Source organism: Klebsiella sp. JB_Kp004 (assembly GCF_040065795.1).
Lineage (GTDB): Bacteria > Pseudomonadota > Gammaproteobacteria > Enterobacterales > Enterobacteriaceae > Klebsiella > Klebsiella quasipneumoniae.
Genome location: NZ_JBEAKW010000035.1, coordinates 35,593 through 55,935, shown reverse-complemented (window position 1 = coordinate 55,935; position 20,343 = coordinate 35,593). Strand labels below are relative to the sequence as shown.

General features: G+C 59.0%; 19 protein-coding genes. 7 read left to right on the top strand and 12 right to left on the bottom strand.

Features of this window, described 5'->3' with window-relative positions; all coding sequences use genetic code 11:
• Positions 1-35 precede the first annotated feature (35 nt).
• Entirely contained in the window at positions 36-1,415 is a 1,380-nt protein-coding gene (locus tag ABLX76_RS15510) for a carbohydrate porin (RefSeq protein WP_032429039.1), read from the top strand.
• Between the two features lie 47 nt (positions 1,416-1,462).
• Here the strand turns inward: ABLX76_RS15510 and rhaM are convergent, their stop codons facing one another.
• The 9 genes from rhaM to rhaB all read right to left on the bottom strand — a co-directional run bounded on the left by rhaM (position 1,463) and on the right by rhaB (position 11,484).
• Complete coding sequence (gene rhaM, locus ABLX76_RS15505; RefSeq protein ID WP_023291515.1) at positions 1,463-1,777, bottom strand: L-rhamnose mutarotase; 315 nt, start codon at positions 1,775-1,777, stop codon at positions 1,463-1,465.
• Entirely contained in the window at positions 1,774-2,922 is a 1,149-nt protein-coding gene (gene fucO, locus ABLX76_RS15500) for a lactaldehyde reductase (protein ID WP_023291516.1), read from the bottom strand. Before fucO ends, rhaM begins: the two co-directional genes overlap by 4 nt.
• A gap of 161 nt (positions 2,923-3,083) precedes the next feature.
• Positions 3,084-4,088: an ABC transporter permease gene (locus ABLX76_RS15495; protein WP_032454468.1), complete on the bottom strand. Its 1,005-nt coding sequence runs from the start codon at positions 4,086-4,088 to the stop codon at positions 3,084-3,086.
• Complete coding sequence (locus ABLX76_RS15490) at positions 4,085-5,092, bottom strand: ABC transporter permease (protein WP_072096694.1); 1,008 nt, start codon at positions 5,090-5,092, stop codon at positions 4,085-4,087. Before ABLX76_RS15490 ends, ABLX76_RS15495 begins: the two co-directional genes overlap by 4 nt.
• Positions 5,089-6,600 (bottom strand): sugar ABC transporter ATP-binding protein, encoded by a 1,512-nt coding sequence (locus ABLX76_RS15485; RefSeq protein ID WP_048296391.1) that lies wholly within the window; start codon positions 6,598-6,600, stop codon positions 5,089-5,091. Before ABLX76_RS15485 ends, ABLX76_RS15490 begins: the two co-directional genes overlap by 4 nt.
• A gap of 113 nt (positions 6,601-6,713) precedes the next feature.
• The gene (rhaS, locus tag ABLX76_RS15480; RefSeq protein WP_023291520.1) at positions 6,714-7,700 is read right to left on the bottom strand and encodes a rhamnose ABC transporter substrate-binding protein; all 987 of its coding nucleotides are present in this window, start codon (positions 7,698-7,700) and stop codon (positions 6,714-6,716) included.
• An 81-nt stretch (positions 7,701-7,781) separates the two neighbouring features.
• Positions 7,782-8,612, bottom strand: coding sequence for a rhamnulose-1-phosphate aldolase (gene rhaD / locus ABLX76_RS15475; protein ID WP_023291521.1), 831 nt, complete (start codon positions 8,610-8,612; stop codon positions 7,782-7,784).
• 149 nt (positions 8,613-8,761) lie between these two features.
• Positions 8,762-10,021, bottom strand: a complete 1,260-nt coding sequence (locus ABLX76_RS15470) for an L-rhamnose isomerase (RefSeq protein WP_032454470.1) — start codon at positions 10,019-10,021, stop codon at positions 8,762-8,764.
• Positions 10,018-11,484: a rhamnulokinase gene (rhaB, locus tag ABLX76_RS15465; protein ID WP_065883465.1), complete on the bottom strand. Its 1,467-nt coding sequence runs from the start codon at positions 11,482-11,484 to the stop codon at positions 10,018-10,020. Before rhaB ends, ABLX76_RS15470 begins: the two co-directional genes overlap by 4 nt.
• Positions 11,485-11,794: 310 nt before the next feature.
• Here rhaB and rhaS (ABLX76_RS15460) point away from each other — a divergent pair, with 310 nt between their 5' ends.
• Positions 11,795-12,631 (top strand): HTH-type transcriptional activator RhaS, encoded by an 837-nt coding sequence (gene rhaS / locus ABLX76_RS15460; RefSeq protein ID WP_004203665.1) that lies wholly within the window; start codon positions 11,795-11,797, stop codon positions 12,629-12,631.
• 73 nt (positions 12,632-12,704) lie between these two features.
• Positions 12,705-13,550: an HTH-type transcriptional activator RhaR gene (gene rhaR, locus ABLX76_RS15455; RefSeq protein ID WP_004203666.1), complete on the top strand. Its 846-nt coding sequence runs from the start codon at positions 12,705-12,707 to the stop codon at positions 13,548-13,550.
• A 32-nt stretch (positions 13,551-13,582) separates the two neighbouring features.
• On the opposite strand, the gene rhaT is transcribed toward rhaR, so the two are convergent.
• Complete coding sequence (rhaT, locus tag ABLX76_RS15450; protein WP_023291524.1) at positions 13,583-14,617, bottom strand: L-rhamnose/proton symporter RhaT; 1,035 nt, start codon at positions 14,615-14,617, stop codon at positions 13,583-13,585.
• 289 nt (positions 14,618-14,906) lie between these two features.
• Here rhaT and sodA point away from each other — a divergent pair, with 289 nt between their 5' ends.
• Together sodA and yiiM are read left to right on the top strand one after the other, a co-directional pair.
• Positions 14,907-15,527: a superoxide dismutase [Mn] gene (sodA, locus tag ABLX76_RS15445; RefSeq protein WP_004203668.1), complete on the top strand. Its 621-nt coding sequence runs from the start codon at positions 14,907-14,909 to the stop codon at positions 15,525-15,527.
• A gap of 72 nt (positions 15,528-15,599) precedes the next feature.
• Positions 15,600-16,274: a 6-hydroxyaminopurine reductase gene (gene yiiM / locus ABLX76_RS15440; RefSeq protein WP_218810475.1), complete on the top strand. Its 675-nt coding sequence runs from the start codon at positions 15,600-15,602 to the stop codon at positions 16,272-16,274.
• Between the two features lie 113 nt (positions 16,275-16,387).
• On the opposite strand, the gene cpxA is transcribed toward yiiM, so the two are convergent.
• Together cpxA and cpxR are read right to left on the bottom strand one after the other, a co-directional pair.
• Complete coding sequence (cpxA, locus tag ABLX76_RS15435; RefSeq protein WP_008807874.1) at positions 16,388-17,761, bottom strand: envelope stress sensor histidine kinase CpxA; 1,374 nt, start codon at positions 17,759-17,761, stop codon at positions 16,388-16,390.
• The gene (gene cpxR, locus ABLX76_RS15430) at positions 17,758-18,456 is read right to left on the bottom strand and encodes an envelope stress response regulator transcription factor CpxR (protein ID WP_004203671.1); all 699 of its coding nucleotides are present in this window, start codon (positions 18,454-18,456) and stop codon (positions 17,758-17,760) included. The genes cpxA and cpxR overlap by 4 nt, the downstream gene beginning before the upstream one ends.
• A 149-nt stretch (positions 18,457-18,605) precedes the next feature.
• Between cpxR and cpxP the strand changes: the two genes are divergently transcribed.
• Complete coding sequence (gene cpxP / locus ABLX76_RS15425) at positions 18,606-19,109, top strand: cell-envelope stress modulator CpxP (RefSeq protein WP_023291526.1); 504 nt, start codon at positions 18,606-18,608, stop codon at positions 19,107-19,109.
• Between the two features lie 157 nt (positions 19,110-19,266).
• Positions 19,267-20,169 carry a CDF family cation-efflux transporter FieF gene (gene fieF / locus ABLX76_RS15420; RefSeq protein WP_008807873.1) on the top strand — a complete coding sequence of 301 codons (903 nt, stop codon included), beginning with the start codon at positions 19,267-19,269 and terminating at the stop codon, positions 20,167-20,169.
• Positions 20,170-20,343: the final 174 nt, after the last annotated feature.

Sequence of the window (20,343 nt, the reverse complement as noted above, 5' to 3'; positions counted from 1 at the left end):
ACCTTATCCCACCTTTTACCTCTGGGAAAATAAAAATGAATAAAACAACATTATCAATAGCGCTAGGCTTGTGTTTAATGACGGGATCGGCGGTCGGAAAAAATAATCAACTGACGCTGGAACAACGAATGGAACAGCTTGAAGCGCGGCTAGCCGCCGCGGAAAGCCGGGCGACGGTAGCGGAAGGCCAGGTGCGGGATTTGCAGGCGAAGCAGAATGCCGCGATTCAGGCGGCGCAAACTCGTGTGCCGGTAAACAGCGCGGCAGCAACCGCGGAGAGTAAAAAGAATCTTAGCGTCCCGGAGCTGAAATTATCCGGCTATGGCGATCTGAAAATCTACGGCGACGTGGAGTTCAACATGGACGCGGAAAGCAAACACGGTCTGCTGGCGATGACCAACGCCGATGTCGGCAGCGATCCCACCTACGATAAGTGGGATTTAAACGGCCGTATCCTGCTCGGCTTCGACGGTATCCGCAAAACGGATAACGGCTATTTTGCCGGTTTCTCTGTCCAGCCGCTGGCGGATATGACCGGCTCGATGAACCTCGACGACGCGGTTTTCTTCTTTGGTCAGGAGAACGACTGGAAGGTGAAAGTGGGGCGCTTTGAAGCGTACGATATGTTCCCGCTGAACCAGGACACCTTCGTCGAGCACTCCGGTAATACCGCCAACGACCTCTACAGCGACGGCCATGGCTATATCTATATGATGAAAGAGGGGCGCGGCCGCTCTGACGCAGGCGGCAACTTTCTGCTGAGCAAGCAGCTTGATAACTGGTATTTTGAGCTCAACACCCTGCTGGAAGACGGTACGTCGCTGTACGACAACGATGGCTACCATGGTCGAGATATGGAGCAGAAAAAGAACGTCGCCTATTTGCGTCCGGTGGTGTCATGGGCGAAAGACGAATTTTCCGTTGCCGCGGCCATGGAAGCGAACGTGGTGCAGAACGCCTACGGCTATAAAGATGCCCAGGGCAACTTTATCGATCAGTCGGGGCGCACCGGCTATGGCCTGACCATGACCTGGAACGGCCTGAAGCGCGACCCGGAGGACGGGGTGGTGGTGAATCTGAACACCGCTTATATGGACGCCAGCAACGAACAGGATTTGACCGCCGGGGTGAACGCGCTGTGGCGGCGCTTCGAGCTGGGATATATCTACGCGCATAACAAAATCAGCGATTATGCCGGGGTGATTTGCGATAACGATTGCTGGATTAAGGATGAAGGCACCTACAATATTCATACCTTCCACGCGTCGTATCAAATTCCGAACGTGATGAATATGCAGAACTTTAATATCTATCTCGGCGCCTATTACTCCATTCTGGATAGCGACAATAAGCTGAGCCAGAGCGATGACGACGATCGCTACGGCGCGCGCGTGCGCTTTAAGTACTTCTTCTAAGAGCTTGAAACGGCTGCCCCGCTCAGCACTACGGGGCAGCCGTAGTTTTACTCCAGATAAAACACCTCTTTAAGCTCCGCGCTCACCGGACTGTTGTCCGGATTGGCAGGCATCACATCACGCATATGCTGCCACCAGCGCTGGCATACCTCGGTCCCGGCGACGGCGTTCCAGCGCGCTTCAGACTCAATCTCCACCGTGGCGAACAGCAGGTGGCGTTCTTTATCGAGATAGATGGCGTAGTGGTGCGCGCCGTGGGCTTTCAGCGTAGCCTCCAGCTCCGGCCAGATGGGGTTATGACGGCGCTGGTACTCCTCGTGCGCGTCCGGGTTTACCTGCATGACAAAGGCTTTACGGATCATAATGCCTCCAGATAGAGCTCGCGGACCTCATCGCGGCTGGCGGGGCGCGGGTTACATGGCGCGCACGGGTCGGCCAGCGCTTTGTCCAGCCAGCCTTCGATATCGGCTTTGCTGACGCCAAGCTGGCTGAAGCCCTGGGGGATCCCCACGCGTTTGCTCAGCGCGCGAATGGCGTTGATGGCCTCCATGCTGGCGGCTTCATCGCTCATGCCGCGGGTATCGACACCCATCGCTTGCGCCACGCGGGCGAAGCGCGCCACGGCGTTCGGGCGGTTAAAGTTTTCGATGATCGGCAGCAGGATGGCGTTGCACACCCCGTGCGGCAGGTTGTGGGTGGCGCCAGGCTGATGGGCCAGGGCGTGTACCAGCCCGAGGCCGGCGCTGTTGAACGCCATGCCCGCCAGATACTGGCCAAACGCCATCTGCTCGCGGGCCTGCAGATCGTGTCCATCGTCTACCGCTTTCGGCAGCCACAGGTTGATCAGGCGGATGGCCTCGAGGGCGTTGGCGTCGGTCAGGGGATGGGCGCCAACGGAGACAAAGGCCTCAATGGCGTGGGTCAGGGCGTCCATGCCGGTGGCGGCGGTAACGGCTGGCGGGATGTCGAGCATCACGCTGGCGTCGTCGACGGCGATATCCGGGATCAGGTTCGGGTCGATAATCACCTCTTTTACCTGACGCTCGCTATCGATAATCACTGCGTTGCTGGTCATCTCCGCCGCCGTGCCGGCAGTGGTGTTGATGGCCACCAGCGGCACACCAGCGTTTTTCACTTTGCCGACGCCGGAATAGGCTGTGGAGGGGCCAGGGTTGGCGGTGAGGATTTTTATCGCCTTGGCGGTATCAATCGGGCTGCCGCCGCCGAAGGCGATCAGGTAATCGCAGCGGGCCGCCTGGTACGCCGCATAGCCTTGCTGCACCAACGCTTCGGTAGGGTTGGGAAACACGTCGTCAAACAGCTGATATGCCATCTGCTGTTCATCCAGCGCGGAAAACAGACTGTCCAGCAGGCCCAGCGTCACCAGCTGCCCGTCGGTGACGATCAGCGCCTTGCCCCACTGTTTACCCGCTACCAGCTTGACCATATCGCCGATAGCGCCTGCGCCGTGGAGGCTGATTTTAGGTAGTGCCAACATAAAACTCATGATAATTCTCCTTAATGTTGATTTGGGTAATCCGTTTCCCTTCACCCACTCCCGGGTCGCGGCTGGCGCCTTACCCGGGCTACAGGTTCACTGGCGTCTGCAGGCCGGTAGCCAGGACAGGTGCGTAGCACCGCCTCCGGGATGTAGGGCGAGGGGGGAAATTAACATCGTCTTCGCTGTAGCATCCGCCGGGTCATAATCGGCAGGGAGATAACCACGATCAGCATCGCGCCGATAATCACCGACATCACGATGCCGGGGACGTTGAGCAGGCTCAGGCCGAAGGTCACCAGCCCCATCAGAAAGGCGGCGATGATCACCCCGGGCATGCTGCCGGAGCCGCCGAGAATATTGACGCCGCCGAGCACCGCCATGGTGACAACCGCCAGCTCCCAACCCATCGCCAGGGTAGGGCGGGTACTGCCGAGCCGTGAGGTCAGCAGGACCGCCGCCAGTCCGGCCATCAGCCCGACCAGCGCGAACAGCGCCAGGTTATGGCGCTTCACGTTGATCCCGGAGTACCAGGCGCCGGTCGGATTATTGCCGATGGCGTAGGTCCGGCGACCAAAGTTGGTTTTATGCAGCAGGAAGGTGAAGGCGGCCGCGAGGAGGATAAACAGCGCAAACTCAAAAGAGAGCGCGCCCCACACGTACCCCTGGCCGAACCAGGCAAAGCTCTCCGGGTAGTGGTTGAGCGCCTGATCGCCCAGCAGGATATAGGTGATGCCGCGATACAGGCTCATGGTGCCGATGGTGATCACGATCGACGACAGGTTAAAACGCGTCACCAGGATACCGTTGAACAGGCCGCACAGCAGACCCACGCCCAACCCGACCAATACCAGCAGCGGCGTATCCATCCCCGCCGCCGCGCAGAAGCCCATCACCGTTGAGCTGAGCGCCATCGTCGAGGCTACCGAAAGATCGATTTCCCGGGCGATAATCAGCATCGCCATCGGCAGGACGACGATCGCTTTCTCGGTAAAGGTGAAGGTGGCGTCCGACAGGTTCCAGATATTAAGGAAATAAGGGGAAGCCAGGGCGTTGCCGATAAATACCGCCAGGGTGACCGCCAGTAAAAACCCTTCCCAGCACAGCAGGCGGCGCAGCGGCGACGGCGCGGCCGGGGCGTTTTTCATCTCTTCAGATACCATCATCTTGCTCATGATTTCACCCCCTGTTTCTGCCGGGCTAGCGCCGCGTTACGCAGGATTAACCGCCCGTGACCGCGATTGCCGCGCTCGTTAAGCAGCACCGCCATGACGATCACCGCCCCGGAAATCGCCATTTGCCAGAACGGCGAGATGCCGATCACCGGCAGGGCATTATTGATGACGCCGAGGAACAGCGCGCCGCACAGGCAGCCCAGCACCCGTCCGCTTCCGCCCATGGTGCTGATACCGCCGATCACGCAGGCGGCGACCACCTGCAGTTCAAAGCCGTTCGCTACGTCGACATAGGCGACGGCGAAGCGCGAGATCCACAGATAGCCGCAGAAGCCGGCCAGCGCGCCGGAGAGACAGAAGCTGACGAACTGCATTTTCCCGGCGTTAATACCGGTGTAGTACGCCGCCGTCGCGTTGCCGCCTGCGGTGTATAAGGCCCGGCCGGTGCGGCTGTAGCGCAGGAAATAACCCACCAGCAGCAGCGCGGCGATGGCGCACCAGCTCAGCAGCGGCAATCCCAGGAGGGCGCTGCGCGGCAGACTGAGGAAATCAGCGCTCATCTGATGTGAGTTAACCCAGCCGCCGTCGGTCAGCAGAAAGATAATGCCGCGATAAATGCTCATGGTGCCCAGGGTCACCACGATGGCGGGAATGCCGAGGCGCCAGACCAGCAGGCCGTTAATCACCCCCATCAGCAGGCCCAGCAGGGTTGCCAGCGCCAGCAGCGCCACCACCGGAATACCCGGATAGTGGGCGTTAAGCAGGGCGACGATCATCCCGGTCAGCGCCAGGTTGGCGGCCATCGACAGATCGATGCCTTTGGTGAGCAGCACCATCATCTGCCCGAGGGCGAGGATGATAAGGATGGCGGTATCGTTAAACATCTCCACCAGATTGCCCGGTGAAACGAACGATGGCGCCCGGCTGCCAATGGCGCCGATCATCAAAATGATGACCACCGCCAGCAGCGCTTCGCGATGCTTCAGCCATGCGTGTCCCATCATGCTGCCTCCTGGCCAATGCCGCTGGCGGCGCTAACGATGGTTTCCGCCGTCGCTTCCCCGGCCCGGTACTCGGCGACCATCAGCCCTTCGTGCATCACGATAATCCGGTCGGCCATGCCCATCACTTCGGGCAACTCTGACGAGACCATAATCACCGCCAGCCCCTGGCTGACCAGCTCGGACATAAACTGATGCACGGCGGCTTTTGAGCCGATATCGATGCCTTTGGTCGGCTCGTCGAGGATAATCACCTCGGGATGGGTCGCCAGCCATTTGCCGATCACCACTTTCTGCTGGTTGCCGCCGGAGAGGGTCTCCACCGGCTGCCGCCAGCTGAAGGCTTTAACCTGCAGGCGCGAGGCGTACTCGTCCGCCAGCCGCCATTCCCGGGCGTCGTTCAGGACGCCGTTAGGGTTGAGCTTACTGAGCTGCGGCAGACTGATGTTTTGGGCGATGGGCAGGGCGATGATCGCCCCCTGTTTCTGCCGCTCTTCCGGTACGCAGACGATGCCGGCGCGGATGGCGTCGGCGGGCTGGCGAAAGCGCATGGGGCTGCCGTTCAGCCGGATCTCGCCGGAGGAGGGATGCGTTACGCCGGAGAGCGCCTGCATCAGCTCGGTGCGTCCGGCGCCCACCAGGCCGTAAAAGCCGAGAATTTCTCCCTTGCGCAGGCTGAAGCTGATATGGGCAAACTCGGTGGGGTGACAGAGGTCTTGCACCTCCAGCACCGTTTCCCCTGGGGTACAGTCAACTTTCGGGTAGGTTTGGGTAATCGCGCGGCCCACCATCATCGCCACCATCCGCTCTTCGGTGATGTCGTTTATCGCTCCGGAGCTGACGTAAACGCCGTCGCGCAGAATGGTGTAGTAGTCCGCCAGCTCGAAAATCTCATCAAACTTATGCGAGATAAACAGGATCGCTTTGCCGTCCTGCTTCAGACGCTCAACGATCTGATAAAACTCCAGAATTTCATGTTGCGAGAGCGCGGCGGTCGGCTCATCCAGGATCACCACCTGGGCGTCGAAAGCCAGCGCCCGGGCAATCGCCACCATGTGCCGTTGGGCGATGCTGAGCGTTTTTAGCGTGGCGCGCGGGTCGATCAGAACTTCAAGCCGGGCGAGGATCTCGCCAGCCCGGCGATGCATCGCGGGCCAGTCGAGCGTTTTGAACAGCCCCTTATACAGATACTGACCGACGAAAATGTTTTCGCTGACCGAGAGTTCGTCAAACAGCACGGTTTCCTGGTGAATGGCGGTGATCCCCACCTTGTGCGCCGATTCCGGCGTCGGCAGATGAATGGGGATCGCTTTATAGAGGATCTCCCCCTCTTCGGGCTGATAAATACCGGTCATGACTTTGACCAGCGTGGATTTCCCCGCGCCGTTTTCGCCGATGAGGGCGGTCACTTTGCCGGGCCAGAGATCAAGCTGTACGTTCTCAAGGGCACGCACACCGGGAAAAATCTTGGTGATGCCCTTCAGCGACAGCAGTGGCGTTGATGCTGACATGATAGTTCTCCGTAAAATCGCCCCTTACCCTAACTCTCTTCCCAAAGGGGAGAGGGAACGGTCCGGCGCCCGCTGGCCGCATCGCGGAGAGGGCCGGGGTGAGGGAACAAGGGTTAGAAAATCTTCGAGAACTTATCGATGTTGCTTGCATCGTAGACAAACGGCTCGGCCATCGCGCCGTTCCCCTCGGCATCCAGCTTCACTTTGCCCAGCTTGCCCATACTGGCTTCGGTTTTGGTCGCGGTGCCTTTGACTAAATCGTCGGCCAGATAGGTGGCGGCGTAGCCCAGGTCAATCGGGTTCCAGATGGCGAAACTTTTGCTGGCGCCAGACTTGATCGCGCCGGCCATTTCCGACGGCAGCCCCAGCCCGGTGACATACACTTTGCCGATTTTGCCCTGGTCCTTCACCGCCTGCGCGGCGGCAACGATCCCCACCGATGACGGCGAAACAATGACTTTCAGGTCCGGATATGATTTCAGCAGGCCCACCGCTTCGCGGTAGCTTTTATCCGACAGATCGTCACCGTAGGCGACCGTGACAAGGTGTACGGACGGATACTGCGGCAGCACCTTTTTCATCTCCTCAATCCAGATATTCTGGTTAGTGGAGGTCGGAGTGGCGCTTAACACTGCCACATCCCCCTTCTCCACGTTCAGCGCCTTCAGCGCATCGGCGGCGAGCTTGACGTTGGTTTCGCCAATTAAGGCGTTATTTGAGGGGTTAAGATGGATCTGGCGGCCTGCCGGCGCCACGCCGGAGTCCCACGAGACCACCTTGATGCCGCGCTGCATCGCTTTTTTCAGCACCGGCACCACCGCGTCCGGATCGTTAGCGGAAATGGCGATCGCATCCACCCCCTGGGCGATCAACCCGTTCAGCACGTCGATCTGCGCTTCGGCGGTAGTGGTGGTCGGGCCGGTGTAGATCACTTTGACATCACCTAACTCTTTGGCTGCCTGTTGGGCGCCAACGTTGGCGGCTTCGAAGAAGCCATTTCCCAGCGATTTCGCCACGAGGGCGATTTTGACTTCTGCTAAGGCGGAACCGGACAACGCCAGGGCGGCAACGGTGAGGATCAAGCTTGTCTTTGTTTTCATTGCTTTTACTCCACATGAGTCAGTTTTGTAGGGTTTGCAGGTGAGGCTTCGCCCCGTCTCGGTGAGCGGGGCGCGATGTTGTTATGGATAAAGATCTAACGCGGACTGCAGCGGCTGCACGTTGAAGCGTTTGCCAAGGGCGATAAGCTCTTCGCGAGTGATGGTCTGCTTCATACCGCCCATGGACAAGACTTTCACCAGCACTTCGGCGGACTTCTCGGCGGTGTCGATCAGGCCGAAGGTCTCATCCAGGGTTGGGCCGCTGCCGAAGACGCCGTGGAACGGCCACAGCACCAGCGAGTGTTTTTGCATGGTTTCCGCAGTGGCCTGGCCGATTTCATCGGTGCCTGGCACCATCCATGGCAGAATGCCGACGCCGTCCGGGAAGACCACCAGACATTCGGTGCTGCCTTCCCACAGCTTGCGGGTGAACAGATCGCTGTGGTTCTCCAGGACGTAGGTCAGGGCGATCAGGTTGGTGGCATGACAGTGCATGATCACCCGGTCCTTGCCGTCGGTCAGTTTGATGCGCTCGCTGTGCGACAGGAAGTGTGCCGGCAGCTCGGAGGTCGGCACCGCATCCTCCGTCAGGCCCCACAGGATATGGTATCCCGCGCCGTCGCTGTCGACTTTCACCACGCCAAGGTTAGCGGCCGGGTCGAGCTGGACATTACGGAAGAATTTGCCGGAGCCGGTGACGATAAACGGCTGGTTAGCCAGGGTTGGCATCGGCTGGCTGAGGGCGATATAGCGCGGTTTAGCGTGGAAATCCGCCACGTAAGGTTCGATATCCGCCTCATCCAGACGCAGCGTCAGGTTGCCGCCGTTGCGCTCGTCCCAGCCCTTCAGCCAGGCGTCGGAGGTGGCTTTGATCATGCCCTGGACGAACCAGGCGTCGATAATGTTCTGCATAGTCTTGTCTTTCCTGTTGATTCGGTGAGGGGTTGACCCCCTCACCCTAAATATGTGCGTGCCCCCGGATTGCGCCGTAAACGGCTTATCCGGGCTACCGGTTCGTAGCCCGGGTAAGGCGTCAGCCGCGACCCGGGGAAGCCCGTGCATTACCCGCGCTGGCTCAGAACCGCATTCTCATAAGCCCGCACGTTGTCCAGCCACTGGCTGCCCGCCGGCGTGTCGTGACGCTGGCAGTACATCTCCCAGATGGCCTGCCACGGCAGGGATTTTTGCTCTTCGAGCAGCGCCAGGCGGGCGGTGTAATCGCCGTCGTTCTCCAGCTGGCGCAGCTGATCGGTCGGTTCCAGCAGGGCGCGCAGCAGCGCTTTTTTCATATTGCGGGTACCAATCACCCAGGCCGCGATGCGGTTGATGGAGGCATCGAAGAAGTCGAGGCCGATGTGCACGCGGTCAAACAGGTTATGGCGAATGATTTCGCTGGCGATGGCCTGGGTCTCATCATCCAGCAGCACCACGTGGTCGCTGTCCCAGCGCACCGGGCGGCTGACGTGCAGTAGCAGACGCGGGATGTAGAGCATGGCGGCGGAGATCTTGTCGGAGATGACCTCCGTCGGGTGGAAGTGGCCGGCATCCAGGCACAGCGCCGTCTGGCGGCTGGTGGCGTAGCCCATATAGAACTCGTTGGAGCCGACGGTATAGCTTTCGGCGCCGATACCGAACAGCTTGCTCTCCACAGCGTCAATGTGATGCGCCGGGTCGAATTTTTCGCTGATGACTTCATCCAGCGCGTTCAGCAGCCGCTGGCGCGGCGCGAAGCGGTCAACGGTAATATCCTTCATGCCGTCCGGCACCCAGATATTCATCACCGACGGGGTGCCCAGCTGTTCGCCAAAATAAGCGGATACGCGGCGGCTGGCTTTGCAATGGTCGATCCAGAACTGGCGGATCTCATCGTTGGCATGCGATAGGGTAAAGCCGTCGGCGCTCAGCGGATGCGAGAAGCAGGAGGGGTTGAAATCCAGCCCCAGTTTGTTGGCTTTCGCCCACTCAACCCAGTTTTTAAAGTGCTCCGGCTTAATCTCATTGCGCGCCACCGGCGCGTCGGATTCCAGATAAATAGCGTGCAGGTTGAGACGCTTTGGCCCCGGGATCAGGCTCAGCGCCTGCTCAAGGTCGGCGCGTAGCTCCTGAGCATTGCGCGCTTTGCCCGGGTAGTTGCCGGTGGCCTGGATGCCGCCGGTCAGGCTTCCCGCCGGATTTTCGAACCCGGCGACGTCGTCACCCTGCCAGCAGTGCATGGATACGGGCAGACGGTCCAGCTGGCGCAGGGCCTCCTCGACATCCACGCCGACGGCGGCGTAGCGCTGCTTAGCAATTTCCCAGGCTTGTTCAAGTTGAGTGGTCATGCGCAAAGCTCCTTGGTCTGTTGTGGCTGAAACTGCGCCACGAAACGGGCAATTTCACTATCAGGATTGGGGGTAAAGGTGGTGAGGGACGCGTTGCCGCGCACCACCTGACGAAACTCATCGACGCTGGCCAGCTCGTCGAGGGTCATTAGCTGGATGCCGATATTGCCGAGGGTGGAGGCCTCTGTCGGGCCGGCCACGACGACGATCCCGCAGGCGTCGGCGCACAGCTGGTTAAGCAGTTCGTTCTGGCAGCCGCCGCCGACGATATGCAGCTGGCTGAAGGGCTGGCGGCGCAGCGCCGCCAGCTCGTTAAGCACCCGGGCGTAGAGCAGCGCCAGGCTGTCGAAAATGCAGCGCGCCAGTTCGGCGTCGCTGTCCGGAACCGGCTGACCGGATCCGCGGCAGGCGGCCTGGATCTCGGCGCTCATACTGGCCGGGTTGATAAAGCGGTCGTCATTGCAGTCAATGATGAAGCGGCATGCCGGCAGCGCGGCGGTGCGGGCGATTAGCCCCTGCAGGTCGCTGACGTTTTGCTCTTTTAGCACCCGCTGCAGCAGCCACAGCCCCATAATATTTTTCAGCACCCGATAGCGGCCTTCGGCCCCGCCTTCGTTGGTGATATTGGCCTGCAGCGCCGCGTCGCAGGTGTACGGGGTCAGGCTTTCAAACCCCATCAGCGACCAGGTCCCGGAGGAGAGATAGGCGGCGTGGCGGTCGGCCAGCGGGGAGGCGATCACCGCGCTGGCGGTGTCGTGGCTGGCGACGGCGACCACCGGGATGTTATTACCCTGCGGACAAATCCAGTGGCCGATAACGTTGCCGGGATGCGTCGGCGCACCGAACCATTCGCGCGGCGCGCCGGTCCAGTTCAGCAGCGTCTCATCCCAGCTATCGCTGTGGATGTTGACCAGCTGGGTGGTGGTGGCGTTGGTATATTCCCAGTTCAGATTGCCGGTCAGGCGGAAGCTGAAATAGTCGGGGATCAGCACGGCATGGGCGGCCTGACTGACCAGCTCCGGCTGCTGCTCCACCAGGGCGCGCAGCTGATAGAGGGTGTTAAACGGCAGAAACTGAATGCCGCTGCGGCGATAGATCTCCGCCCGGCCCAGCTGTTCTTCAGCGTGACGTAGCAGGCCCTGGGTGCGATCGTCACGATAGGAGACCGGCAGCCCGACGCGCTGACCCTGCTTATCCAGCAGGACATAATCCACGCCCCAGGTATCGATGCCGATGCTGTCGATCAGGATGCCCTGCTCACACACTTTCTCCAGCCCGCGGCGGATCTCGCCTTCGAGGCTATCGAGATCCCAGCAGTCGAAGCCATCCACCTTCTGCAGGCTGTTGGTGAAGCGATGAATTTCACGCAGCGTCAGGGCGCGCGGCCCGGACTGATAGCTGGCGAGCATGACCCGCCCGCTGGAGGCGCCTAAATCGACGGCGACACAATGACGAATACTCATGGAACGACCCTTCTTAAAATCATTGTCCGCAGTCTAAAAAAGGGCGCTGACTAACACCTTCTCGCTACGGACAGCCGAAACTGGCCGCTGGCAAGAAAGCAAAGGTGACCGTGAGGAAAATCACAAATTGCGGTTTTGGGCGGTGGTGAGGAGGATGTGATGGGGTCCGCAGTTCCGCATCTTTCCGGCTGATTCTTGAAAAAGCGGCAGGATTTACGAATTTCGCGGTCAAAAATTGAAGGCCGGATAGCCAACCCTTCATTACTATCAGCCGGTGACTGATAATTTTTCTCATTACGAGGGTGGCATCATGACCATATTGCACAGTACGGATTTCTTTAAGGCCGGGATCTCGACGGTGGCTATTGAACCCCGCCTCCCTCAGTCGGCCTTTCCGGAGCATCACCATGATTTCCATGAAATTGTCATCGTGGAGCAGGGCACGGGCATTCACGTCTTCAATGGCCAGCCCTATACCATCGGCGGCGGCTCGGTCTGCTTTATTCGCGATCACGACCGGCATCTTTACGAGCACACGGACAATCTGTGTCTGACCAACGTGCTCTATCGCGCGCCGGATGCGTTTCGTTTTCTCGCCGGGGTCAGCCAGCTGCTGCCTCAGGAGCAGGAGGGCAACTACCCGTCGCACTGGCGGGTGAACCAGACGGTCCTGCAGCAGGTGCGGCATATCGTGGCGCAGATGGAGGCCATGGGGAGCGAAACGGATACCCATGCCGTCGCCAGCCGTGAGATCCTGTTTATGCAGCTGCTGGTGCTGCTGCGGAAAAGCAGCCTTGCGGAAGAGGCCACCAACAACGATGCGCGGCTGAATCAGCTGCTGGCCTGGCTGGAAGACCATTTTGCGCAGGAGATCTGCTGGGAGGAGGTGGCGGCGCAGTTTTCGCTGTCGCTGCGTACTCTACACCGCCAGCTGAAGCAGCAGACCGGCCTGACGCCGCAGCGCTATCTCAATCGGGTGCGCCTGATGAAAGCCCGCCACCTGCTGCGCCACAGCGATGAAAGCGTGACTGATATCGCCTATCGCTGCGGATTCGGCGACAGTAACCACTTTTCGACGCTTTTTCGCCGCGAGTTTTCCTGGTCGCCGCGCGATATCCGCCAGGGGCGCGACGCTATTCTTCAGTAACGCGAGAGGAGTCAACGTATTGCGGACCAAAAACGCGAATAATGCGCCGTTATCCGCGTTGGGAGTGTGAGCCGTGGCCGGTTTGATTCTACGTAAAGAGGAGTTTTTCCCTTCCGCCACGCAGGCGGTGGCGGTGGCCGACCGCTACCCGCAAAACGTCTTCGCTGAACACACTCATGAGTTCTGCGAGCTGGTGCTGGTGTGGCGGGGCAACGGGCTGCACGTTCTCAACGACCGTCCCTGGCGCATTACCCGCGGCGATCTCTTCTATATTCGCGCCGAAGATAAACACTCCTATGCTTCCGTTAACGATCTGGTTCTGCAGAACATCATCTATTGCCCGGAGCGGCTGCAGCTCAATTTCGACTGGGCGGGGGCGATCCCTGGCCTCTTCGGCACGCCGTGGAAGCCCCACTGGCGTATGGGCAGCACCGGTATGGCGCAGGCGCGCCAGGTAATTAGCCAGCTTGAGCATGAGTGTTCCCGGCACGATGCGCAGGGGAATGCGATGGCCGAGCTGCTGTTTGCTCAGCTGGCGCTGACCCTCCAGCGCCATCGCTACGCGACGGATAATCTGGCGGCGACGCAGCGCGAAGCGCTGTTGGACAAACTGCTGGCCGCGCTGGCGGCCAGCCTGAGCCGACCCTTTGTCCTGGAGCGTTTCTGCGAGCAGGAGGGCGGCAGCGAGCGGGCGCTACGGCAGCAATTTCGCCAGCAAACCGGCATGACCATCAATCACTATTTACGCCAGCTACGGATCTGCCATGCGCAGTATCTGTTGCAGCATACCGAGCGCTTAATCGGCGATATCGCCATGCAGTGCGGCTTTGAGGACAGTAACTACTTTTCGGTGGTGTTCAGCCGGGAAATCGGCATGTCGCCGGGGCAGTGGCGGCAGCGCAGTCGCGCCGCCGCCTGAAGAGCGTCTTTGTCAGGCAGATGATCCGGTGCTTAACTGGCCATTCCCAGACCGACGATGTTGGCGGCGATGATGATCACCACGCAGCCGAGGCTCAGGACGCTCACCGGACGACGACCGGCGTTGTTCCACTCTTTCAGCACCAGACCCACCAGACCGCCGCACAGTACGTAGAAACTCATGTGCAGCATCCAGCTCATATAGTCATACTGCGCCGGAATGCTGGCGTGGCCCCAGGCATAGAAGAAGAACTGGAGATACCACATCAGGCCGCCGAGGGCGGAAAGCAGTAGGTTGCTGATGATGAGCGGTTTGGCCAGTGAGAAATCGGCTTTGACTGACAGAGTCTTCACTTTCGCCAGACGAATAAAGCAGAAGCCAAGGTTGACCAGCGCCCCGCCGCCCATAATCACCACGTAGCTTGGCAGCGCCGCATATAACGGGTCGACGCCGAGCGCCGCGGCGGCATCATGCATCGGTTTGGCGGCGTTCATCGCGAACGACATCCCTGCCGAGAAGATACCGCACATCACCGCCAGCAGAAGCCCTTTCTTCAGATTGAACTCTTCGGCTTTGATGCCCATTTTGCGCTCTTTCAGCTGGCCCGCGCGGGTGACGATGCCAACGCCAACCACCGCCACCAGCACGCCGAGCAGCGTCATTTGACCGCCCTGGGTGTGCATCAGCACCGAAAACTGACCGTTAATAATCGGCGTCATCAGCGTACCGACAATCAGCGTGATGCCAATGGCGATGCCAATCCCCATCGACATGCCGAGATAGCGCATGGTCAGGCCATAGTTGATATTACCGATGCCCCACATGGCGCCGAACAGAAAGACCGGCAGCAGCGTGGAGGCGTTAAAGGAGCGGTAGTAGGCCCAGAAATCGGGTAACAGGGTGGCGCTGATGGCCCAGGGCAGGATCAGCCAGGAGACGATCCCCCCGACCGACCACATGGTTTCCCACGACCAGTGTTTTACTTTCTTGAACGGGGCATAGAAACAGGCGGCACTGGCGGCCCCTATCAAATGCCAAAAAATACCCATCGTAATCGCGTGGTTCATTGATTTTATCCTCATCTTTTTTTATCGGAGACGGCGGCTTCCGATGCGATGAGTGTAAAAATTAGCCGCTTTGGCCGCCTTCAGGACGTTGCCACAGGATGGCGAACTCTGGCAACCATGGGCTTAATTAGTTGTTCTACATCACAAAACGACGGGTATTTCTTCTGGTTATATCCATATGAAAAATACGGCATTGATAAGCATTTTCAATACCATTTAATTAACTATAATGGACAAACTGCTTACGCGGCGTTAACACTTGAGCCGCTCGACAATAATGGAGATGATTATGAGCTATACCCTGCCATCCCTGCCGTACGCTTACGATGCTCTGGAACCGCACTTCGACAAGCAGACGATGGAGATCCATCACACCAAACACCACCAGACCTACGTGAACAATGCCAACGCCGCGCTGGAAAGCCTGCCGGAGTTCGCTAACCTGTCCGCTGAAGAGCTGATCACCAAGCTGGATCAGCTGCCGGCTGACAAAAAAACCGTACTGCGTAACAACGCCGGCGGCCACGCGAACCACAGCCTGTTCTGGAAAGGCCTGAAAACCGGTACCACCCTGCAGGGCGACCTGAAAGCGGCTATCGAGCGCGATTTCGGCTCTGTGGACAATTTCAAAGCGGAATTCGAAAAAGCCGCTGCGACCCGTTTCGGTTCCGGCTGGGCGTGGCTGGTCCTGAAAGGTGACAAACTGGCCGTTGTCTCCACCGCAAACCAGGATTCCCCGCTGATGGGCGAAGCCATTTCCGGCGCTTCCGGCTTCCCGATCCTGGGTCTGGACGTGTGGGAACACGCTTACTACCTGAAATTCCAGAACCGTCGCCCGGACTACATCAAAGCCTTCTGGGACGTGGTGAACTGGGACGAAGCTGCAGCGCGTTTTGCCGCCAAAAAATAAGGTTGCAATGTGCTAAGAGAGAAGCGAGTCTGATGGCTCGCTTTTTTTATATCGGTAGCAAGGAGAGCAGACATGCATTATCCGGTGAATGTCTTTGTCGGCAAAATCAGGGACTACACGGGCAGTCGTCCCAGCGCGATCGGCAAAATCCAGGTTGACGGCGAGTTGCAGCTCGGCGATCTCGGTCTCGAAGGGGATGAGCAGGCGGAGAAGAAAATACACGGCGGGCCGGACCGCGCGCTGTGTCACTATCCGCGCGAACACTATGCCGACTGGATCCGTGAATTCCCCCAGCAGGCCGATCGGTTCTGCGCCCCGGCGTTCGGCGAAAACCTCTCCACCACCGGCCTCACCGAACAAAACGTCTACATTGGCGACATCTTTCGCTGGGGCGAGGCGCTGATCCAGGTCACCCAGCCGCGCTCTCCGTGCTTCAAGCTCAACTTTCATTTTGCGATCGGTGATATGGCGCAGCTGATGCAAAACAGCGGGAAGACCGGCTGGTTGTACCGGGTGATCGCCGGGGGGAAAGTCTCCAGCGATGCGCCGCTCGAACTGGTCTCTCGCCTGAGCGATGTCAGCGTCCATGAGGCCGGGGCGATTGCCTGGCAGATGCCGTTTGATGACGATCAGTACCACCGCTTATTGTCGGCCGCGGGCCTGTCGGTAAGCTGGAGTCGAACCATGCAGAAGCGGCGTTTAAGCGGCAAGATCGAGGATAATTCACGGCGATTATGGGGGAAATAATTCCCCCATATTGGCGCTTTCCGCAGCGTCTCCCGGGTAGCGGCGCAAGCGCCTTACCCGGGCGACCTGACCGTTCCTGGCGGTAACCCGGCGCAGCGCAGGCCGGGTCAGCGTCAGGTCCGCTTATACAGCGGTAGCCAGAGGGTTAAGCGCAGACCGCCCAGCGGGCTGTCGTCGGCCTTCACCCAGCCACGGTGCTGCTGAATAGCGGTTTCGACAATCGCCAGCCCCAGGCCGGTGCCGCCGGACTCGCGGTCGCGCGCCTCGTCGGTCCGGTAGAATGGCCGGAAAATCTGCTCGCGATCCTCCGGGCTGACTCCCGGGCCGTCGTCATCGACGTTAACCGTAATCCCGTCTTTATCCACTGAGAAGCTGACGGAAATCTTGGTGTGCGAGTAGCGCAGGGCGTTGCGGACGATATTCTCCAGCGCGCTTTCCAGCGCATTGGGGTTACCGTACAGCGGCCACGGACCCGGCGGATACTCAACGGTGAACGATTTACCCATCTGCTCGGCTTCAAACGCCGCGTTGTCCAGCACTTCGCCCCACAGCTGATTGGCTTTGACCGTCTCGCTCACCAGGGCGTTTTTCGCCTGATTGCGCGACATCACCAGCAGGTCGTTGATCATGCTGTCCAGTCGGTGCGCTTCAGTTTCGATACGCTCCAGCTCTTTGCTCTCACCGCTGCGGCGGCGCAGCAGGGCGGTGCCCAGCTGCAGGCGCGTGAGCGGCGTGCGCAGCTCGTGCGAGATATCGGACAGCAGCCGTTGCTGGCTGGTCATCATCCGCTCCAGGGCCGTCACCATCTGGTTAAAGCTGGCGCCGGCGGCTAAAAACTCCTGCGGTCCGGCTTCCAGCTCCGGATGCTGCCGCAGGTTGCCCTGGGCGACCTCGTCAGCGGCATTTTTCAGCTTACGCGCCGGTTTCGCCAGGCTCCACGCCAGCCACAGCAGCAGCGGGGCGCTAACCAGCATTGTGACGATCAGCAGCAGCAGCGGCCGGTCAAACAGCAGGTTGATAAAGTCGGATTGTGAGGTGCTGGCGGGACGGATCAGATACAGCTGATAGTTATCCTCCCCATCCCTGACGGAGAACGGGCCCACCATTTCCAGGCGGCCATAGCGTTTTTTCTGCGGATGATCGGCGTTATCGGCCTGGCCGATAAAGTTGCGAATGATCTGCATCTCGTTGCGTTCTGCGCCGATCACGCGGCCTTCGCTGGTCACCAGCAGCAGGCGCTGACCCGGAGGCGCCCATTTATCGATGGCGCGAAACAGACGACGCCACCACATCAGGTCGTTTGGCGGATCGTTGGCCAGCTCGGCCTCGACGTGCTGCTCGATCATGATGCCTTGACGCTGCTCGCTTTCCAGCAGCTCGGTCATCTGCCGGGAGTCCAGTTTGGGCAGCATCAGCACCAGCATCAACACCAGCGCCAGCGTGAGCCAGAAGATGGCGAAGATGCGTGCAGTCAAACTTCCAATCATGAAGCGGAAACCATCAGATACCCGCGGCCACGCAGCGTTTTAAACCACGGATGGCCATCTTTGCGCTCCGGCAGCTTACGCCGCAGGTTAGAAATATGCATATCGATGGCGCGGTCGAACGGCGTCAGGCGCTTGCCTAACACTTCCTGGCTTAAATGTTCGCGTGACACCACCTGGCCGAGATGCTGCGCTAACAGATAGAGCAGGGTGAACTCGGTGCCCGTGAGCTCCAGCGTCTGGCCATCGAAATTGGCTTCCTGACGGCCCGGATTGAGGCTTAAGGCATCCACTTCCAGGGTCGGCGAGCCGGCTTCGGTCGTCTGCTGCTGTTCGCTCCAGTGGGAACGGCGCAGAATCGCGCGTATACGCGCCACCAGTTCGCGATCGTTGAACGGCTTAGGCAAATAGTCATCTGCGCCCAGCTCGAGGCCGAGAACGCGATCCAGCTCGCTCCCGCGCGCTGTTAGCATGATAACCGGAGTCTGGTGTGTCTGACGCAGCTCTTTAAGCGTATCGATACCGTTTTTCTTCGGCATCATTACGTCGAGCAGCAATAAATCAATGCTGTCGTCCAGAAGGGCCAGCGCCTGTTCCCCATCATGGGCCACCAGCACGTTAAAACCTTCCATATCGAGCAGCTCTTTTAACAGGGAGGTGAGCTCCCGGTCATCATCAACTAACAGGATTTTATTCATTGTTTAAATACCTCCGAGGCAGAAATTACGTCATCAAGGCCCGCTAATCCATGACTTTACGTTGTTTTACACCCCCTGACGCATGTTTGCAGCCTGAATCGTAGACTGTCTCTCGTTGAATCGCGACACAAACGTTTTGGGAGTATGTGATGCGCAATGTTATCGCTGCCGTCATGGCCTCAACGCTGGCGCTAAGTGCATATAGCCAGGCCGCTGAAGTCGTTACCAGCGTTAACTGGCTCCCCGGAGACGAAGGGGGACAGCGCGGTAGCCAGAGCCATATGTTTGACGGCATAAGTTTAACCGAGCAGCAACGTCAGCAGTTACGGGATCTTATGCAACGGGCACGCCACGACAGGCTCCCCGTTAATGTTAGCGAAATGGAGACAATGCATCGCCTTGTCACCGCAGAAAATTTTGATGAAAACGCTGTGCGCGCTCAGGCAGAAAAGATGGCGCAGGAACAGGTTGCTCGCCAGGTCGAGATGGCTAAGGTCCGCAACCAGATGTACCACCTGCTTACGCCAGAGCAGCAAGCGGTTTTAAATGCTAAGCACCAGCAACGTATGGATCAGTTGCGTGAGGTTGCAAGGACGCAGAAAGGCTCAGCGATGATGCTTTCGAGTAGTAGCAACACCCTGCAACCCCAGTAACAAACCCTGTTTTCCTTGCCATAGACACCATCCCTGTCTTCCCCCACATGATGTGGGGGTTTTTTTTGTCCTTTTTCGGCAAATCAACTTCTTCGCCTGTCCCTTGAGCGTCACCAGTTCAGGTTATACTAAGCGCAGTGCAGGAGAAGGAGCCTATATGAATCAATCTTATGGCCGGTTGGTCAGCCGCGCCGCTATCGCTGCGACGGCGATGGCCTCCGCGTTACTTTTGATCAAAATTTTTGCGTGGTGGTATACCGGTTCAGTCAGTATTCTGGCCGCGCTGGTGGATTCGCTGGTGGATATTGCCGCCTCGCTGACCAACCTGCTGGTGGTGCGCTATTCGCTGCAGCCTGCTGATGAAGAACATACCTTTGGCCACGGCAAAGCAGAGTCGCTGGCGGCGCTGGCGCAAAGCATGTTTATCTCCGGCTCGGCGCTGTTTCTGTTTCTTACCGGTATTCAGCACCTGGTGCGTCCGGAGCCGCTACAGGCCGCCGGCGTCGGGGTTGTCGTCACGTTGATTGCCCTGTTCAGCACGCTAGCGCTGGTGACCTTCCAGCGCTGGGTGGTGCGAAAAACCCAAAGCCAGGCGGTGCGGGCGGATATGCTTCATTATCAGTCTGATGTTATGATGAACGGCGCCATTCTGGTGGCGCTGGGCCTCTCCTGGTACGGCTGGCATCGCGCCGATGCGTTGTTTGCCTTAGGAATTGGCATCTATATTTTATATAGCGCGCTGCGGATGGGCTATGAGGCGGTTCAGTCGTTACTCGACCGCGCTTTGCCTGACGAGGAGCGTCAGGACATTATCACCATCGTGACCGCATGGCCCGGCATCCGCGGGGCGCACGATCTACGAACGCGGCAGTCAGGGCCGACCCGCTTTATTCAGATTCATTTGGAAATGGAAGATAACCTCCCGCTGGTGCAAGCCCACGTGATTGCAGACCAGGTGGAGCAGGCGATTCTGCGCCGTTTCCCGGGTTCCGATGTCATTATCCATCAGGATCCCAGTTCTGTGGTGCCGGCGGCGCAGCAGGGCTTTTTTGAGCGTTAGGTTATAGTCTGTAAACTCGATGTAAAAATGTGGGTCAGCTCGGCATTTTTTGTATAAATTACCGCCGTTTGGTCTGACCTGAATCAATTCAGCTTGAGGCGTTTGATATACTATTGTCATTAGCGTCGTGCACTCCTGGTGAGGGAGCGCTTCAGGCAACAGAATTATTTTTTG

Coding starts and splice junctions, on each gene's coding strand:
- ABLX76_RS15510 (WP_032429039.1), top strand. CDS start 36: ATGAATAAAACAACATTATCAATAGCGCTAGGCTTGTGTTTAATGACG.
- rhaM (WP_023291515.1), bottom strand. CDS start 1,777: ATGATCCGTAAAGCCTTTGTCATGCAGGTAAACCCGGACGCGCACGAG.
- fucO (WP_023291516.1), bottom strand. CDS start 2,922: ATGAGTTTTATGTTGGCACTACCTAAAATCAGCCTCCACGGCGCAGGC.
- ABLX76_RS15495 (WP_032454468.1), bottom strand. CDS start 4,088: ATGAGCAAGATGATGGTATCTGAAGAGATGAAAAACGCCCCGGCCGCG.
- ABLX76_RS15490 (WP_072096694.1), bottom strand. CDS start 5,092: ATGATGGGACACGCATGGCTGAAGCATCGCGAAGCGCTGCTGGCGGTG.
- ABLX76_RS15485 (WP_048296391.1), bottom strand. CDS start 6,600: ATGTCAGCATCAACGCCACTGCTGTCGCTGAAGGGCATCACCAAGATT.
- rhaS (WP_023291520.1), bottom strand. CDS start 7,700: ATGAAAACAAAGACAAGCTTGATCCTCACCGTTGCCGCCCTGGCGTTG.
- rhaD (WP_023291521.1), bottom strand. CDS start 8,612: ATGCAGAACATTATCGACGCCTGGTTCGTCCAGGGCATGATCAAAGCC.
- ABLX76_RS15470 (WP_032454470.1), bottom strand. CDS start 10,021: ATGACCACTCAACTTGAACAAGCCTGGGAAATTGCTAAGCAGCGCTAC.
- rhaB (WP_065883465.1), bottom strand. CDS start 11,484: ATGAGTATTCGTCATTGTGTCGCCGTCGATTTAGGCGCCTCCAGCGGG.
- rhaS (WP_004203665.1), top strand. CDS start 11,795: ATGACCATATTGCACAGTACGGATTTCTTTAAGGCCGGGATCTCGACG.
- rhaT (WP_023291524.1), bottom strand. CDS start 14,617: ATGAACCACGCGATTACGATGGGTATTTTTTGGCATTTGATAGGGGCC.
- sodA (WP_004203668.1), top strand. CDS start 14,907: ATGAGCTATACCCTGCCATCCCTGCCGTACGCTTACGATGCTCTGGAA.
- yiiM (WP_218810475.1), top strand. CDS start 15,600: ATGCATTATCCGGTGAATGTCTTTGTCGGCAAAATCAGGGACTACACG.
- cpxA (WP_008807874.1), bottom strand. CDS start 17,761: ATGATTGGAAGTTTGACTGCACGCATCTTCGCCATCTTCTGGCTCACG.
- cpxR (WP_004203671.1), bottom strand. CDS start 18,456: ATGAATAAAATCCTGTTAGTTGATGATGACCGGGAGCTCACCTCCCTG.
- cpxP (WP_023291526.1), top strand. CDS start 18,606: ATGCGCAATGTTATCGCTGCCGTCATGGCCTCAACGCTGGCGCTAAGT.
- fieF (WP_008807873.1), top strand. CDS start 19,267: ATGAATCAATCTTATGGCCGGTTGGTCAGCCGCGCCGCTATCGCTGCG.